A 15,427-nucleotide genomic window follows, 5' to 3' on the forward strand; every position below is an offset into this window, starting at 1 on the left:
CTTTGCCTACTTTCTTTGCCGCGGCAAAGAAAGTAGGTGCCGCCCCGCACAGGGGCGACGCCCGCGCCGCGAGGCGCGTCGCGGATGCCCGCGCAGGGGCAAGGCGAACCGCATCACGGACGCCAGCGAGAGCGGCAAATAACGAACCGCATCGCGAATGCGCGTGCAGGCAAAATTCAACGAAACCAAATCAAACCTGAACCAACCCGGCAGACAACAACCCGCGTCGCAGACAACAACCCGCGTCGCAGACAACAACCCACAACAACCCACAACAACACTCACTCCCGCTGCGCGCCATTCTCACTTCCATCGCCGATCCGATTAATCGTCCCTTGCGCCACGGCGACAAGCCGTTCCTTATCCCCATCGGTGACAAACACATTGCACTGACACGTCGCCTGCTGCCGTCCAACGTACACCACTTCCGCCCGCGCCATCAGCACCCCTGTCACCGCTGGCCGCAGATAGTTGATCTTGTACTCCCCCGTGACAACCCGCGGCCCCAACGCCAGCGCGCCCGCAAACGTCAGCGCACTGTCGGCGAGATAGCTGATCACACCACCATGCACGTACCCATGCTGCTGCCGCAATTCGTCGCGGATCGGCAGACACAGTGTCAGTTCGTTCGCGCCGACGTACATCAATTCGGTGCCGAGCAGCACGCTGAACGGCTGCGCGTGCAGTGCGGCCCGCGCCCGGTCGAGTAGATCAGTCATCATCGTTCCTTCGGGCATGGCCCGCATCGGGATGTCCCCACTCTAGGAAGCATGAATGCAGCGCGTCAAGGTAATTTGAAAAGATTGCGCGTCAATTATTGTGGGAAACGACGTAAGTGGCCGCGTAAGTCGTCGAAATGCGCACGTGCCGGGAATTTTGCCGACGAACACTCAAGGCGTCGTCCGACATTGCCGTAAACCCGGATGCAATCCCGTCCCTCTCAGCAATTCAGGTGTCTCGATGTTCAGCAAGATCAAGGTCGCATCCGGCCTGCTATGTGTTCTGGCCGCTTTCTGTATTTTTCAGCTGTTGACGGAGGGACTCGGCTTCTGGTCCATGACGCGCACGCATGACGACGTCAACGACCTGGCGAACGTCGCGCTGCATCAGGTGGATGCTGTCAACGAGACGACGCAGCATCTGATGGACGCGCGCATCAACCTGTCGCGCGCCGGCACGCGGATGGTGCGCGGCGGCGCGGAGCCGACCGATATCGTCCAGCACGCACGCGAGCAGCTCGCCGCCGCAGACCGCTCGTTCACCGCGTTCATGAACGCACCCAAGCTCAACGACGAAAACAACGCGCGCGCCGCCGCGCTGAACGAGAAGTATCAGAAGCTGCATACGGCGCTCGGAGAACTCGCGCAATATCTCGATGGCGGCAACATCCAGGCGTTTCTCGATCAGCCGACGCAAGGCATGCAGGACGCCTACCTGACCGAACTGCGCAACTTCACGCAATTCGGCGACGCGACGGGCCGCGCATCGATGGAGTCGATCGATGCGCGTCAAACGCTGTTTCGCACAGTCGGCCTCCTGATTCTCGCGCTGTTGCTGGCGGGCACGGCGGGCGTGTACGTGGCGCTCAGGCGCGGCGTCGTCGGGCCGCTCGAAGAAGTGGGCCGCCATTTCGAGCGCATCGCGCAAGGCCGCCTGAACCAGCCGATCGCCGAACGCGGCACGAACGAAATCGGCCGGCTGTTCTCGGGCCTCGCCGTCATGCAGGCAAGCGTCGCGGGCACCGTGAAGACGGTGCGCGAGGCGGCCGACTCGATCCATATCGGCGCGGATGAAATCGCGACGGGCAACGCCGATCTGTCGGCGCGCACGGAAAACCAGGCGGCGTCGCTCGAAGAGACGGCGTCGAGCATGGAAGAGCTGACGGCGACCGTGCGTCAGAATGCCGACCACGCGCGTGAAGCAAACGCGCTGGCCGAGACGGCGCTCAATGCGACTTCGCACGGCAGCGACGTCGTCAATCAGGTCGTCACGAAGATGCACGGCATCGCGCAAAGCTCGGACCGCATCGCGGAAATCATCACGGTGATCGACGCAATCGCGTTCCAGACCAACATTCTCGCGCTGAACGCGGCCGTCGAGGCGGCGCGCGCGGGTGAACAGGGCCGTGGCTTCGCCGTCGTCGCAGGCGAAGTGCGCGGTCTCGCGCAGCGCAGCGCGCAGTCGGCGAAGGAGATCAAGGAGTTGATCAGCGAGTCGGTGGCGGAAATCCAGGGCGGCTCGGCGCTGGTGGAGCGCGCGGGTGAAGCAATGCGCAACGTGTCCGATTCGATTTCGCGCGTCACGCAGATGATGGCCGAGATCAGCGCGTCGTCGCACGAGCAGAGCACGGGCATCGAGCAGGTGAATCAGGCCGTCGCGCAGATGGATCAGATGACGCAGCAGAACGCGGCGCTCGTCGAGGAAGCGGCGGCGGCGGCTTCTTCGCTGCATCAGCAGACGCGTCAGTTGAAGGAGGCGGTGTCGGCGTTCGAGATCTCCGATGCCGTGCTTGGCTTGCAGCGCGCGCGCATGACGACGCCGCATGTGTTCAGCGAGCCGGTGACGGCCTGATCAGCGGCGTCAAGGACCCATCGCCAATGAAAAAGCCCGCGAAGCGACAAGCTTCGCGGGCTTTTTTGTTCCCCGTCCGGTTTGCCCGCGTGTCGCTAAACGACGGGCAACGCAGCGTAAGCGGTTGCGAGATGGTAAGGCGTCGTCGAGGGCATGTCTTCGCGCGAGACCTCGCCCGCGAGCGTCTTGCATTCGACCCAGCCCTGCGCATGCAGAAAGCGCGGCCGGAAGCGTTCGATCTGCTGCGGCAGCAGCGCGCGCATGGCGGGATCGTCGTGGACCGCAATGGCGCGCAGATATTCCGTCTGCGCCCAGATGCGCTGCGTCGAGTCCATGATGCCGCCCGCTTCGTCGAGCGCGGCATGCACGCCGCCCGTCGCCGCGTCGACGCCACGTTCATGTGCGAACCTGAACGCGCGCCCCAGCGCATCGTGCAGGCCGCAAGCCGCGAGCACATCGCCTGCCTGCTGCGCGAGCCAGAACCATTCGAACTGATGTCCCGGCTCGAGCCGGTTGTCCGCGCTGCCGACGGGCAGTTCGGCGATGCAGCCGCTCGGCTGATGCACGAAGGCGCCCGCAATCGCGTTGCCGAGCCTGCCGAGCACCGTGTCGAACGCGGCGTCTTGCGTCGCAGTGCGCGCCGCAAGCCACGCTTCCGTCAGATGCATCAGCGGGTTTTGCAGCGGCATGCCGCCTGTCGTCGTGAAGTCGGCGGCGAGGGCGGCGTGCAGCAGGCCGTTATCGGCGGCAAAGCGGTCTTCGATCAGCGACGACGCGCGATTCACGACCTCCAGCGCATCGCGGTTGCCCGAGCGCGCGCCGTACTCGGCACACGCGAACACGACAAACGCATGGGTGTAGAGATCCTTGGTCGTATCGAGCGGCACGCCTTGTGCGTCCACGCTATAAAACCATCCACCGCGACTGCTGTCCTGAAAGACATCGGTCAGCGATTCGAACAGCCGTTGCGCATGCTCCAGTTCGCCCGCCTGCGCGAACACGAACAACTGGCGGGCGCACGCCATCGCGCGATAGCGGGCGCCTGGCAACGGCGTGCGGCCATCGGCGGCGACGGCCTCGAACGGCAGTCCGAGCGCCGCATTGAAACCCGGCCCCCGCCAGATCGGCAGGATGACGCGCGCGAAGTGGTCGCGCAGCGCGGCTGTGAGTTCAGGCGTGGAGGCGGTTGCGTTCATGGTCTGGTCGAAAGATGGCGATTGGTTGCATGCCGGGCGCATCAGGGAGGGCACGCGCCGGAGGCTCAGCATAACAAACCCCGCGCGGCGGTCATCCGTTAATCGGGCGGGCGCGTGCGGGGACGGTCAGACGGGTCGCGGCATTCGGGTTCGCGGATGTGCTGGGCGGCGAACATGTCGTGCTCGACCTGTCGTGGAGCGCTGCGCAGGCGCTGTCGGGCATTGGCTTTCTCGGCGCAGGCTCGATCGTGCTGCGCGGCCAGACCATCCGCGGGCTGACGACGGCCGCGAGCCTCTCGTCCGTCGCTGCAATCGGGCTCGCTGTTGGCGGCGGATTGTACATGGCGTCGATTGCCGCGACGTCGATCATTCCGATCATCCTGCGGGCATCAGGCCCATCGAGAAGCGCTTTATCACCGTCGAGCAGCGTCGTCAGCTCATGCTGCCGGTCGCTTTGCATGAGACAATGCGGGCTCTAAAAAAACACTGACGGCATGTTGTAGCGGTGCCCGGCGCCCTGACAGCAATGATCTTGCATCGGACGGGAGCAGGCGCTAAAGCGCCAACTCGCGTCGACCGCAGCTTCGTGCATGGGACGGGAGCAGGCGCTAAAGCGCCGATTCCCGTCGACCGCAGCTTCGTGCATGGGACGGGAGTAGGCGCTAAAGCGCCAACTCCCGTCGACAGGCGACGAACGCTGCCTTCCCGCTTTTTCTTCATGGCAGATTCCGAAGATTCCACGATTTCCAGCCCAGCGCGCGCCCGTTCCCAGAAGCGGCGTCCATCGGCCGTTTCTCCCGAAACGGAAAACAAGCTGGCGCGCGCCGCGCGCTCGGCGCAGCGTCTCGCGCAACTGAGCGACGTCGCGCGTGACAACAGCACGCTCGACCTCTTTCCCGAGGACACCACGCGCGCCGAGCAGCAGGCGATGAACATCGACGTGCGGCAAGGCACGCTGCAAGGCTTTGAATTGCCCGATGTCGTGCTGGCCGCAGTCGGCGCGACGGATGGGGCAGGCTTCGCGGCGGGTTCGCCGGCCGCGACGGAAGGCAAAGGCGCGACGCGAGGGGCGCGCGGCGCGTCGGCGTCCAAAGCGGACGCGACGGGCGACGATCCGCATGCCGGACAAATGGTGATCGAGACGGAAGCGCGTGCGCCGGAACGCGTCATCGAGGGAGGCGGCGCGGCCGTCGTGCAAACGTCGGCTGGTTCGCTCGATAGTGACGTTTCGGCGGCGAAAGCGACGAAAGAGGCTAGCGAGTCCAACGATACAAACGCGGCGAGCAACGCGAACGCGTCGCCGCCGCAAGCCGCTTCGCTGGCTGCCGCGAGCGTCGTGCGCAGCGTGGCCGCGCTGCGTCAGGCGACGTCGGCCGCGCCCGATGCGGGCGATCCGCAAAATGGCAAACGGTCGGCGGCCAGCATTGCTTGGCAGCGTGCCGCTGCAGGCTCGCTGTCGAAGCCAGCGCACCAAGCGGACGCGGCGCAATCGTCTCCGGATGCGCCGGTGCACGCGAACACCGCAAACGCAACGGGACGGGACGCGCAGCCGGCGCCTGCGGCGTCGTACTTCACGCCATCGCAGACGCATGCGCCGCGCGCCACGCCCGACCTGGATCACGCCCGCGCGACGGCATTCGCCGATACCGTCGATGCGTTGTATGGCGTGATTGCCGACCAGCGCCGCGCCGCAGGCGACCATTCCCGGCGCATGAAATGGATGCTGACGATCGTCGTATGCGCGCTGCTGATGACGATTGCGATCGGCATCGCGCAGACGCTGCTGCTGTTCCGTCTTGCACACCAATCGACCGCTCACGAGCAACGCATCGAGCAAATGATGCTGAACCAGCAGGCCACGCTGGCGACCCTGCTCGACACCGATTCATCGACGATCAGCCTTCCCGTCAGCGCGCAGGTTTCCACGCCGGCGGCGGCATCCGCTGCCGTTCCCGCAACGAAGCCCGCCGACGCGCACGTCGCCCACTCTCAGCACGCGCAGCGGCGCAAGTCAGCGCATCCTCACTAAGCAATCCGACGCGGTCGCGCCTCGTTGCGCGACCCGTGAACCCTGTCCGCCTCCGCATTCGCACGCGCAATCTCAGCGGCAGACTTTTTCAAAAACGCATCTGACGGTCCAGCCCGGCGCTGTGGCGGCAAGCGCGCCGCGCTGTCGCATGCGCGCGTCGCGCCGTGAAAAAGGGGCCGGGGCTGGAAGCCGCGCTAATCCGACATGTTGCGCCGCAATAGTCGCCTGAACCCAATGTGTCGAACGACGGGCTGCGAATATTTGCTGCACTGCACTAGCTTTTCTCTAGGGAAAACCCGTATAATTCCCCTTAAGGGAAAACCCTGAATTGCCAACCAACCCGGGAGTCGCCATGAACTATCTTTTCGCGCTGTTCCAAAAGGTTAGCGACCTCTTCGCGTCGCCTCACTTGCCTCTGGATTCGGATTATTCGTACGAAGCACGTCATCGCGAAGCGGAGCGTGTTCGCAAGTCGCAAGCAACCATGTTCGGCATCCGTCTGACCGACTGATCGGCAGGACATCCAACATAAGACGTTGCATAGCGCATCTCGCCGCCATCCAGAAGCGGCGAATCTCAAAAGCCCGGCCCAGCAGCCGGGCTTTTTTATTACCGCACCCACGGCGGTTCGCCATCGCGAATCGCGGCCGCAATCCGACCCGTATTATTTCGCGGGATAAATGGATGTAACGGTCGCTCACGGCACGAGGGCCGCTTCGGATAGCAGCATGCTTATGGCCTCGTGAAAACACGGTGCATCAGCGGGAATCCCGGGCTCCGCGTCCCAGAACTATGAAATGCGCGCTTACAAGTCCTCACGTTTCCGAAGGGTAGAGGCCGCTAAAGTGGGTCTCAAGCGAACGGCGCGAGTCACATACCGATGTCGATTCAGTCGTCGCTCGCAACGAACCTCGATAGGGAAAATAGTCATGAAGACCTTGAACATCACATCGCGCTCGCTCATCGCCGCGTTGCTCGCTGGCGGCGCTTTATTCGGCGCCAGCAGTGCGTTCGCGCAGTCCGTTCCCGTGCACATGCCGCCGACCGTCCACGCGCAGCCGTACATGCTCCCGGTGGGCGTGCAGATCAACATCGGCTGGCACGGCGACCGCTACTGGGACGGCCACCGCTACTGGGCGCACGACGAGTGGATGCGTCATCACCCGCACGACCGCGACCCGTACCACGATCGCGATCACCGCCCGCCGCCGCCGCGTTACTACTGATGCATTGACGGCGCGTTATCCGGCATCCGTAGCGATGTCGTGAAGGCGAAGACAAGGCCGGCCGCTCGTAAGAGCGGCCGGCCTTGTTGCATACGGCGTCGGAATAGCGCGTGCTGCGCTATTCTTGTGGGCTTGATCGGCGAAAGGGTCTCATACGAAGCCCACGCGATTCCCACGCGAAGCCCCCATGATCGCGCCGATCCGCAAACGGTAACGGGCGCCGCCGCCGCGCATCACGAACAACATTGAGAGCGACATGTCGGAAGTCTATTTCTACGATCCCGCCGCAGGCCACGGCCTTCCTTATGATCCGTTCAAGGCGATCGTCGCGCCGCGTCTGATCGGTTGGGTATCGACGCGCTCATCCAGCGGACAACTGAATCTCGCGCCGTACAGCTACTTCGGCGCGTTTGCGACGTTTCCGTCGATCATTGGTTTTTGCAGCGAAGGCCGCAAGGACAGCATCCGCAATACCGAGGAGACGCGCGAGTTCGTCTGGAATCTCGCGACGCGCCCGCTCGCCGAGCAGATGAACCGCACGTCGGCGCCCGTCGCGCCCGACGTCGACGAGTTTCGGCTGTCGGGTCTCACGCCCGTCGCGGGGCGCAACGTGTCGGTGCCGCGTGTCGGCGAGTCGCCTGCGGCGCTCGAATGCAAGCTGCTGCAGATCGTGCGGTTGCACGACCTGAGCGGCAAGCCGATGGACAACTGGCTCGCGCTCGGCCAGGTTGTCGGCGTACATATCCAGAAGGCGTATCTGAAAGACGGCCTCTTCGACACGCACGCCGCGCAGCCGATCATGCGCGCGGGCTATAGCGCCGACTACGCGCAGATCGGCGACATGTTCGAGATGATTCGGCCAACGTCCTGACGATCACGACTGCCACGCTCACTCGGCAGCGGCCTCGTCGGAGGACAGGTCCACATCGGCGGCTTCGGCGGCCGAGGGCGTCGTGCCTGCCGGCGTTGCCGCGCTTGACGCCGCAGCGGGCGCGAGCGTCAACGACGTCCGCGCCCCCGGCGCGCTGACGGGCACCGCACGCGGCTCGTTGTCGTGAATGACGGCGCGAATGCGCGGATAAATCTGCCGCTCCCAGCGCTGCCCGTTGAACACGCCGTAATGTCCGACGCCCGTCTGCACGTGATGCGTCTTCAGATAGGGCCGCAGCCTGTCGCACAGATCCTGCGCGGCGAGCGTCTGTCCGACCGCGCAGATATCGTCGCGCTCGCCTTCCACCGTCAGCAGCGCGGTGCGCCGTATCTTCGAGGGCTCGACGCGCCGTCCCTTCACTTCCAGTTCATGCAGCGGCAGCGCATGCCGCTGAAACACGGTATCGACGGTCTCCAGATAGAAGTCCGCCGTCAGGTCCATCGTCGCGAAGTATTCTTCATAGAAGACGCGGATCGCGTCGGCCTTTTCCGGGTCACCCTTCGATTGCTCGCGATACATCGTTTCGAACGACTCCAGATGCCGTTCGAGATTCATCGACATGAACGCGTTCAGTTGCACGAAGCCTGGATAGACGCGCCGGAACGCGCCCCGAAAGCCAACCGGCACCGCGCTGATCAGGTTTTGTTCGAACCACTCGATCGGCCTGCTCCTGGCGAGTTCGTTCACGCGGGTCGGATTCACACGTGTGTCGATCGGGCCTGCCATCAGCGTCATGCTCGCGGGCTGCGCGGGGTCGTCGTCGGCCGCCATCAGCGCGACTGCGGCGAGCGCGGCGACGGTCGGCTGGCAAACAGCCAGCAGATGCGTGCCGTGGCCGATCGTTGCGGTGAAGTCGATCACGTGCTGCACGAACTCGTCGAAGCCGAAGCGTCCCGCCGATAGCGGCACGTCGCGCGGGTTGTGCCAGTCGGTGATATAGACGTCGTGCTCGGCGAGCATCGTGCGAACCGTGCCGCGCAGCAGCGTCGCAAAATGGCCCGACATCGGCGCGATGACGAGCACGCGCGGCTGCGGCACGTCGAACGATGCGTGCTTGCGGAAATGCAGCAGCGAACAGAAGGGCGTGGCCTGCACGACTTCTTCGAGCACATCGACTCGCTGTCCTTCGACATCGACGCAGCCGATGCCGAACGGCGGGCGCACATGCGTGAGGCCCGCGAGCGTCAACAGATCGGCCGACGCGCGCAGCGTCAGCCCGTCCGGCGTGCCGGCATAGTCCGGCCACGCATCGAGTGCGCCGCACATCAGCGACGCGCCATGCCGCAACGGCAGCATCAGATTGGCGAACGCCTGGTACGCCGGATAAGCGAACGGATTCATGGCTTTCGCACACAAGCAAAAGGAACTGAGCCCGATGAAAGGCAAGTCATATGCCAATCGGCGCAATGGCGGGGCCGAGCGATTGATGCGCGTGCATATGCATTGGCATGGCACTTGCGCCCTTTGCCTCAAGGTGCCTGGTTTGCCGCTATTTGGTGCGTGCGTGCCCGGCATCGTGCATCGCGGGCCGCCGGGAGCGGCGCGACATTCCGAAGGAGGGCGACATGGCTGACGACATGACGAAGACCACGCTGACGATCAGCAGCCGGAACTATTCTTCGTGGTCGCTGCGCGGCTGGCTGCTGGCGAAGTTCAGCGGACTGCCATTCGACGAAATCGTGATGCCCGTCGACGACCCTGCTGCGCGAGCCGAACTTCTGTTGCTGTCGCCTTCGATACTCGTGCCCTGTCTCGTGCACGACGGCGTCAAGGTGTGGGACACACTGGCGATCGCCGAATACCTGAACGAGGTGCGGCCCGACGCGGGGCTGTTGCCGAAAGAGCGCAAGGCGCGCGCGCATTGCCGCGCGATCTGCGGCGAAATGCACTCGGGTTTCAGCGCGTTGCGCTCGGCCTTGCCAATGAATCTGAAAGCGCATTTCCCCGGCTTCAAGGTATGGGCGCGCGCGCAGTCCGATATCGACCGTATCGTGACGATCTGGCGCGAGTGCCTCGAGCAGTACGGCGGGCCCTTTCTGTTTGGCGAGCGAAGCGCCGCGGATGCGATGTATGCGCCCGTCGTCACGCGATTCATGACCTATGACGTGCAACTCGATCGCGACATCGTCGAATATGGGCAGCGCATTCTCGCGATGCCTGAGATGCAGCAGTGGATCGCAGACGCGCACAAGGAGGTCGACGAAATCGACGAACTCGATGTCGAGTTCTAGGCGCGGCGCGCGCAACGCCGCGCCGCACTCACGCAATGCGCACGCGTGGCCGTCCGGCTTGAACACGCTGACCGCCTGCGCGAGCCTTGAAAGCGTGGTTGTTGTTCGAGTCATTGCGAAGAGCGCCATGTTCTGAGCAACAGCGCGTTCGTCACGACGCTTACGCTCGAAAACGCCATCGCTGCGCCCGCGATCATCGGGTTCAGCAATCCGAATGCGGCGAGGGGAATGCCGATCAGGTTATACACGAACGCCCAGAACAGGTTCTGCTGGATCTTGCGCCACGTGCGCCGCGAGATGTCGATCGCGTCGGCGACGAGCGCCGGGTCGCCGCGCATCAGCGTGATGCCCGCCGCGTGCATCGCGACGTCGGTGCCCGTCGCCATCGCGATGCCGATATCGGCGGCGGCGAGCGCGGGCGCGTCGTTGATGCCGTCGCCCGCCATTGCAACGACGCTCGACGTGCGGATCTTCAGGTCGTGCACGACGCGTGCCTTGTCGGACGGCAGGACTTGCGCATGGACTTCGTCGATGCCGAGCGCCGCCGCGACGCTTTTCGCGCTGCCTTCGTTATCGCCCGTTACGAGCGCGCTTTTCACGCCCATCTTCGACAGGCGCTCGACGGCGGCACGCGCGCCCGGCTTGAGCGTGTCGCCGAATGCGATCAGCGCAAGCGCTCGTGCCTGCGATTGTGGTTGCGGTAATGCTTGCGATTCCGCTGGCGCGCCGGCCTTGCCGCGCCCGATCAGCCACGAGACCGTGTTGCCTTGCGCTTCGAGTTCGCGCGCGCGTCCGGCAAGCTCGGGCGGCAGCGCGGCGTTCAGCTCGCCGAGCCAGCGGCTGCTGCCGATCGCGAACGTTTCGCCGTCGATATCCGCTTCCACGCCGCGTCCCGCGACGGCGCGCGCATCGGCGGCAGTGGGTATCGCGCGGCCGGCGCCCTGCGCTTCGAACGCCTTCACGACGGCTTTCGCGAGCGGGTGTCCGCTATGCCGCTGCACGGCTGCCGCGAGCGCGAGCGCGCGCTCGCGTTCGACGCCTTGCGCCGTGTCGAACGCCGTCACGGATGGCTGGCCGACTGTCAGCGTCCCCGTCTTGTCGAATGCGACCACGCCGACCTGATGCGCGATTTCGAGCGCCTGCGCGTCCTTGATCAGCACGCCATGGCGCGCGGCGACGCCCGTGCCCGCCATGATCGCCGTGGGCGTCGCGAGACCGAGTGCGCACGGGCAGGCGATCACCAGCACGGCGACGGCGTTGAGAATCGCCGTTTCGGCGTCGTGCCCGGTGACGAGCCAGCCGATCAGCGTGACGAGCGCAATCGCCAGAATCGCCGGCACGAAGATTTCGCTGACGCGGTCCACCAGCCGCTGGATGGGCGCTTTTTCCGCCTGCGCCGTCTCGACGAGCCGGATGATGCGCGCGAGCGTCGTTTCAGCGCCGATGGCCGTTGTCGTCACCGTGATGGCGCCTTCGCCGTTGATCGAGCCTGCCGTCACGCGGTCGTCGGGCTGCTTCGGCACCGGCAGGCTTTCGCCCGTGATCAGCGATTCATCGATGTGCGTGCGGCCTTGCAGCACCGTGCCGTCGACGGGCACGCGCTCGCCCGGCCGCACGGCGACCGTCATGCCGACGAGCACCTGCGCGAGCGGCACTTCGACCTCTTGCGTTCCCACGACGATGCGCGCGCGCTCCGGCCGCAGCGCATTGAGTGCGCGGATCGCGTCGGTGGTTTGCCGCTTCGCGCGCGCTTCGAGCCACTTGCCGAAGCGCACCAGCGTGATCACGACGGCCGACGCCTCGAAGTACAGATGCATCGTGTCGCCCGGATGCAGCGCCATCTGGTAGACGCTCACGCCATACGCCGCCGACGTGCCGAGCGCGACGAGCAGATCCATGTTGCCCGACCACGCGCGCACGGCTTTCCACGCGGCGCGGTAGAAGCGCGCGCCGAACACGAACTGGACGACGGTGGCGAGCGCGAGTTGCAGCATGGCGGGCAGCATCGCGCGAAGGCCGAGCGGCCCGGCGAACATCGGGACGAGGAGCGGCAGCGTCAGCAGCGCGCAGATGACGACCGCGCCCAGTTCGCGGCGCACGGCGTCGCGAGCGGCGGCGTCCTTATCCGCGGAAGCGGCGGCGGTGGCTGCATCGGCGGCGAGCGGCGTCGCCTGGTAGCCGGCTTTCGTGACAGCCGCGATCAGCTGATCGACGCCGACCGCGCCGTTGGTCGTGACCGTGGCTTTTTCGGTCGCCAGATTGACGGAGGCGGAAGTGACGCCGGGGATTCTCGCGAGCGTCTTTTCGACGCGCCCCGAGCACGCCGCGCACGTCATGCCGCCGATCGCGAGCTCGGCGGTCGCGGCCGTCGAGGCCGCGCCGTAAGCGGGCGGCGGCGCAACGTTGACGGGCTGCGCATCGTAGCCCGCCTTGCGGACGGCGCTGACGAGCGTATCGACGTCAACCGTGGCGTCGGCATCGACGCGGGCCTTTTCCGTCGCGAGATTCACCGATGCGCGCGCCACGCCCGGCACTTTCGCAAGCGCCTTCTCGACCCGCAGCGCGCACGACGCGCACGTCATGCCCTGGATGTCGAGTTCGGCGGATGTCGCCGGACGGGACGTCCCGGCGGCGCGTGGTGTAGCGAGATCGGTCATGGCTTGCAGACTCCAGTTGCGGCGCACAAGCGCTTCACTGAGCCAGTATTGACCTTCCCATGATGGGAAGGTCAAGAGACTTTCGGCACGGGCGCCGGTTAGATCCGCTCAGTCGAGCGCGGGCGGCGCTTCGAGAATCGCTTCGGCCACGGCGCGCTGCCCGTCGCTGCCGCGCTCGTCCAGCGCGGCCGCCGCGCCGCGCCGGTCGGCGGACGCCTTGTTCTGGCTCAGCTTCCATTTGCCAGTCAGCCTCGTCACCTCGATCTCGATGCCGACGATGTTGCCCAGCATCTGCGAGATGAAGTCGGCGGGCGCGTCGCCCATCTTCCACGGCACCGGCTCGCCCGCTTCCATCCTGCGCGTGAGCCGCGCGACGAGGCCGCGCACGAACGCTTCGTCGTCGCGCACGGCGATCGGTCCGTGCGCGTGCACGACCATATAGTTGTACGTCGGCACCTGGCGATGCGCCTCGTGCTTGCTTGGATACCACGTCGGCGAGATGTACGCTGTCGGTCCCTGAAAGATCACGAGCGCGTCCGGGCGTTCGGCCGCTTCCTGCCAGACGGGATTCGCCCGCGCGACGTGCGCCCGCAGCGTGCCGTGCGGACCTTTGCCCGCATCGAACTCGAACGGCAGATGGTTCGCGTCGAGCCCATCCGGGCCGACGGTCACGAGCGAGCCGAGCGGATAGTCGGCGATCAGCCGGTGGAGCACTTCCAGACGGTTCTCTTCGAAGTGGGCGGGGACGTACATGACTCGGCTCCGGGAGGAAGACGGCGGCTCTGACGACGCCAAACTTTTAAACGTACCTGAAAATTCGCTGGCGCGCTCATGTTCTCGCCTTATTGCTTGCCGACGCGGCGCGGATAAGTTAAAACCCGATCACAGAAAAGGGATGTCAGAATTTTTCGGCAAGTCCGGCGCGGGCGGGGGCTCGGCGGACCGCGCCTGTTCTGACACGAAAGTGACATCCAGGACCGCGGTTCATCGAATGATAAAAAATCACCGAGAACAATCTCCGTTTCAACTGGCCTGCGTGGCGTTAGCGGGCGTTGCATTCCTTGCCGGATGCTCGTCGACACCTATCGTGGCGTCCAAGCCTTCTGGATGGATCAAGGACGAAGTCGCCGACTCCTACGTTTTTGCCTATCCGCTCGTGCTGATGGGCGCCATGCGCGACGCAGCCGTCGGCACGGGCCCCGGCCAGGCGCCCGTCAACACGCTGCGCCACGCGACGGCGCTGCCGCCCGTCGGCGCGCATAATCCGCCGACGCCCGGCATCGATACGCTCGACTCGACCGCATGGCTCGATGTCGGCGACGAGCCGGTGATCGTCGCGCTGCCCGCGTCGACGGGCCGCTACATGGATGCGCGCGCGCTCGACATGTGGACCAACGTGATGTGGTCCACGGGCGCGCAGATCACGTCGCGCGCAGCGGGCATCAAGGCGCAGACGGTCGCGTTCGCGAAGCCCGACTGGAAGGGCGATTTGCCAAAAGGCGTCCAGCGTATCGACGCGCCCACGCGCAATATCTGGCTCGACGTGCGCATCCAGTCGAACGGCGCGCACGATCTGTCGGCGGTGCGCAAGTTGCAGCGTGGCATCCGCGTGGTGCCGCTGTCCGTCTACACGGGCGACGCGTCCGCGGCGTCCGTCGCGCCGCGCAGCATGCCGGGCGATGCGAGCGCGCCGGGCACGCCCGCCGAGCAGGTCGCCTCGCTCGATGCAAAAGGCTTCTTCGAGCGCGTCGCACAATTGCTGCCCGACAATCCGCCGTCGCCCGCCGATCCGCACGCGCTCAAGTTCCTCGCCGACCTCGGCGTGAAGCCCGACGAACCCGTCGCGCTGCCCGCATCGGCCAGCGATGCAATCGCGGGCGGTCTCGCGGACGGCCGCGTGCGCATCGCGACGCCGCCTGGCAACATGCTGACGGTCAATGGCTGGAGCTGGTTCGGCGATGGCGTCGGCAGCTATGGTCCCGACTATGCGTTGCGTGCGTATGCGGTTTATGTGCAGCCGGGCATCGGCACGAAGGAGGACGAAGAGCGCGCCAGCGTCTCGCTCGACAGCGACGGCCATGCGCTGAACGGCGCGAACCGCTATGTGCTGCACTTCGAGCCGAACCAGGTGCCGCCCGTGCGCGGCTTCTGGTCGGTCACCGCGTACACGAAGGACGGCGCGCTCGGCGACAGCGCGCCTGCGCGCGCGTCCGTCGGCGACAAGACGGGTGTGCGGCGCAATCGCGACGGTTCCATCGATGTGACCGTGTCGTCGGTGAAGCCGCGTAAGGCGGCGAACTGGCTGCCCGCGCCGCGCGGCGACGTGCAGCTCGTGCTGCGGCTGTATGCGCCGAAGCCTGAGGCCAGCGATGGCACCTGGCAGCCGCCTGCCGTCGTGCGGCAGTAGAGCGGCGACGTGTCCGCTGCATGACGCCGGCGACGGTGCGTGGGACGGGAGTAAGGCGCTGACGCGCCGGCTCTCGAACACGCTTGTATGCGTGCTCCTACCGCTTACACTTTCTAACGTTTATTTGCGTTCAACGGTCGTCATTCTCATGACATTTGATGGTTTGTCAAAAGTTCGCG

The 15,427-nt window shown here is 65.5% G+C and carries 12 protein-coding genes and 1 pseudogene; 8 read left to right on the forward strand and 5 right to left on the reverse strand.

Annotated elements, in window-relative coordinates; all coding sequences use genetic code 11:
• Positions 1 to 281: 281 nt before the first annotated feature.
• Positions 282 to 719, reverse strand: coding sequence for a PaaI family thioesterase (locus J8I87_RS35300; protein ID WP_209936974.1), 438 nt, complete (start codon positions 717 to 719; stop codon positions 282 to 284).
• 241 nt (positions 720 to 960) lie between these two features.
• On the opposite strand from J8I87_RS35300, the gene J8I87_RS35305 reads away from it, so the two are divergent.
• Positions 961 to 2,571, forward strand: a complete 1,611-nt coding sequence (locus J8I87_RS35305) for a methyl-accepting chemotaxis protein (RefSeq protein WP_209936939.1) — start codon at positions 961 to 963, stop codon at positions 2,569 to 2,571.
• 95 nt (positions 2,572 to 2,666) lie between these two features.
• On the opposite strand, the gene J8I87_RS35310 is transcribed toward J8I87_RS35305, so the two are convergent.
• On the reverse strand, positions 2,667 to 3,767 hold the full coding sequence (locus J8I87_RS35310; protein WP_209936941.1) for an AGE family epimerase/isomerase: 1,101 nt from the start codon (positions 3,765 to 3,767) through the stop codon (positions 2,667 to 2,669).
• Positions 3,768 to 3,901: 134 nt separating this feature from the next.
• Between J8I87_RS35310 and J8I87_RS35315 the strand changes: the two are divergent.
• The 5 genes and pseudogenes from J8I87_RS35315 to J8I87_RS35335 all read left to right on the forward strand — a co-directional run.
• Positions 3,902 to 4,218 (forward strand): annotated as a pseudogene (locus J8I87_RS35315) (MgtC/SapB family protein); the annotation flags it as partial.
• A gap of 267 nt (positions 4,219 to 4,485) precedes the next feature.
• Entirely contained in the window at positions 4,486 to 5,796 is a 1,311-nt protein-coding gene (locus tag J8I87_RS35320; RefSeq protein ID WP_209936942.1) for a hypothetical protein, read from the forward strand.
• 352 nt (positions 5,797 to 6,148) lie between these two features.
• Complete coding sequence (locus J8I87_RS35325) at positions 6,149 to 6,307, forward strand: hypothetical protein (protein ID WP_209936943.1); 159 nt, start codon at positions 6,149 to 6,151, stop codon at positions 6,305 to 6,307.
• A 418-nt stretch (positions 6,308 to 6,725) separates the two neighbouring features.
• Positions 6,726 to 7,022, forward strand: a complete 297-nt coding sequence (locus tag J8I87_RS35330; RefSeq protein WP_209936944.1) for a hypothetical protein — start codon at positions 6,726 to 6,728, stop codon at positions 7,020 to 7,022.
• Positions 7,023 to 7,278: 256 nt separating this feature from the next.
• A complete protein-coding gene (locus tag J8I87_RS35335) occupies positions 7,279 to 7,893 on the forward strand; it encodes a flavin reductase family protein (protein WP_209936945.1) in 615 nt (204 codons plus the stop codon).
• 18 nt (positions 7,894 to 7,911) lie between these two features.
• Here the strand turns inward: J8I87_RS35335 and J8I87_RS35340 are convergent, their stop codons facing one another.
• Positions 7,912 to 9,294, reverse strand: coding sequence for a polyhydroxyalkanoate depolymerase (locus J8I87_RS35340; protein ID WP_209936946.1), 1,383 nt, complete (start codon positions 9,292 to 9,294; stop codon positions 7,912 to 7,914).
• A gap of 236 nt (positions 9,295 to 9,530) precedes the next feature.
• Between J8I87_RS35340 and J8I87_RS35345 the strand changes: the two genes are divergently transcribed.
• The gene (locus J8I87_RS35345; RefSeq protein ID WP_209936975.1) at positions 9,531 to 10,184 is read left to right on the forward strand and encodes a glutathione S-transferase family protein; all 654 of its coding nucleotides are present in this window, start codon (positions 9,531 to 9,533) and stop codon (positions 10,182 to 10,184) included.
• A gap of 110 nt (positions 10,185 to 10,294) precedes the next feature.
• Here the strand turns inward: J8I87_RS35345 and J8I87_RS35350 are convergent, their stop codons facing one another.
• Together J8I87_RS35350 and J8I87_RS35355 are read right to left on the reverse strand one after the other, a co-directional pair.
• The gene (locus J8I87_RS35350; protein ID WP_209936976.1) at positions 10,295 to 12,841 is read right to left on the reverse strand and encodes a heavy metal translocating P-type ATPase; all 2,547 of its coding nucleotides are present in this window, start codon (positions 12,839 to 12,841) and stop codon (positions 10,295 to 10,297) included.
• A gap of 108 nt (positions 12,842 to 12,949) precedes the next feature.
• On the reverse strand, positions 12,950 to 13,594 hold the full coding sequence (locus J8I87_RS35355) for an FMN-binding negative transcriptional regulator (protein ID WP_209936948.1): 645 nt from the start codon (positions 13,592 to 13,594) through the stop codon (positions 12,950 to 12,952).
• Between the two features lie 238 nt (positions 13,595 to 13,832).
• On the opposite strand from J8I87_RS35355, the gene J8I87_RS35360 reads away from it, so the two are divergent.
• Positions 13,833 to 15,248 (forward strand): DUF1254 domain-containing protein, encoded by a 1,416-nt coding sequence (locus tag J8I87_RS35360; protein WP_209936950.1) that lies wholly within the window; start codon positions 13,833 to 13,835, stop codon positions 15,246 to 15,248.
• Positions 15,249 to 15,427 lie beyond the last annotated feature (179 nt).

Source organism: Paraburkholderia sp. LEh10 (genome assembly GCF_017814945.1).
GTDB lineage: Bacteria > Pseudomonadota > Gammaproteobacteria > Burkholderiales > Burkholderiaceae > Paraburkholderia.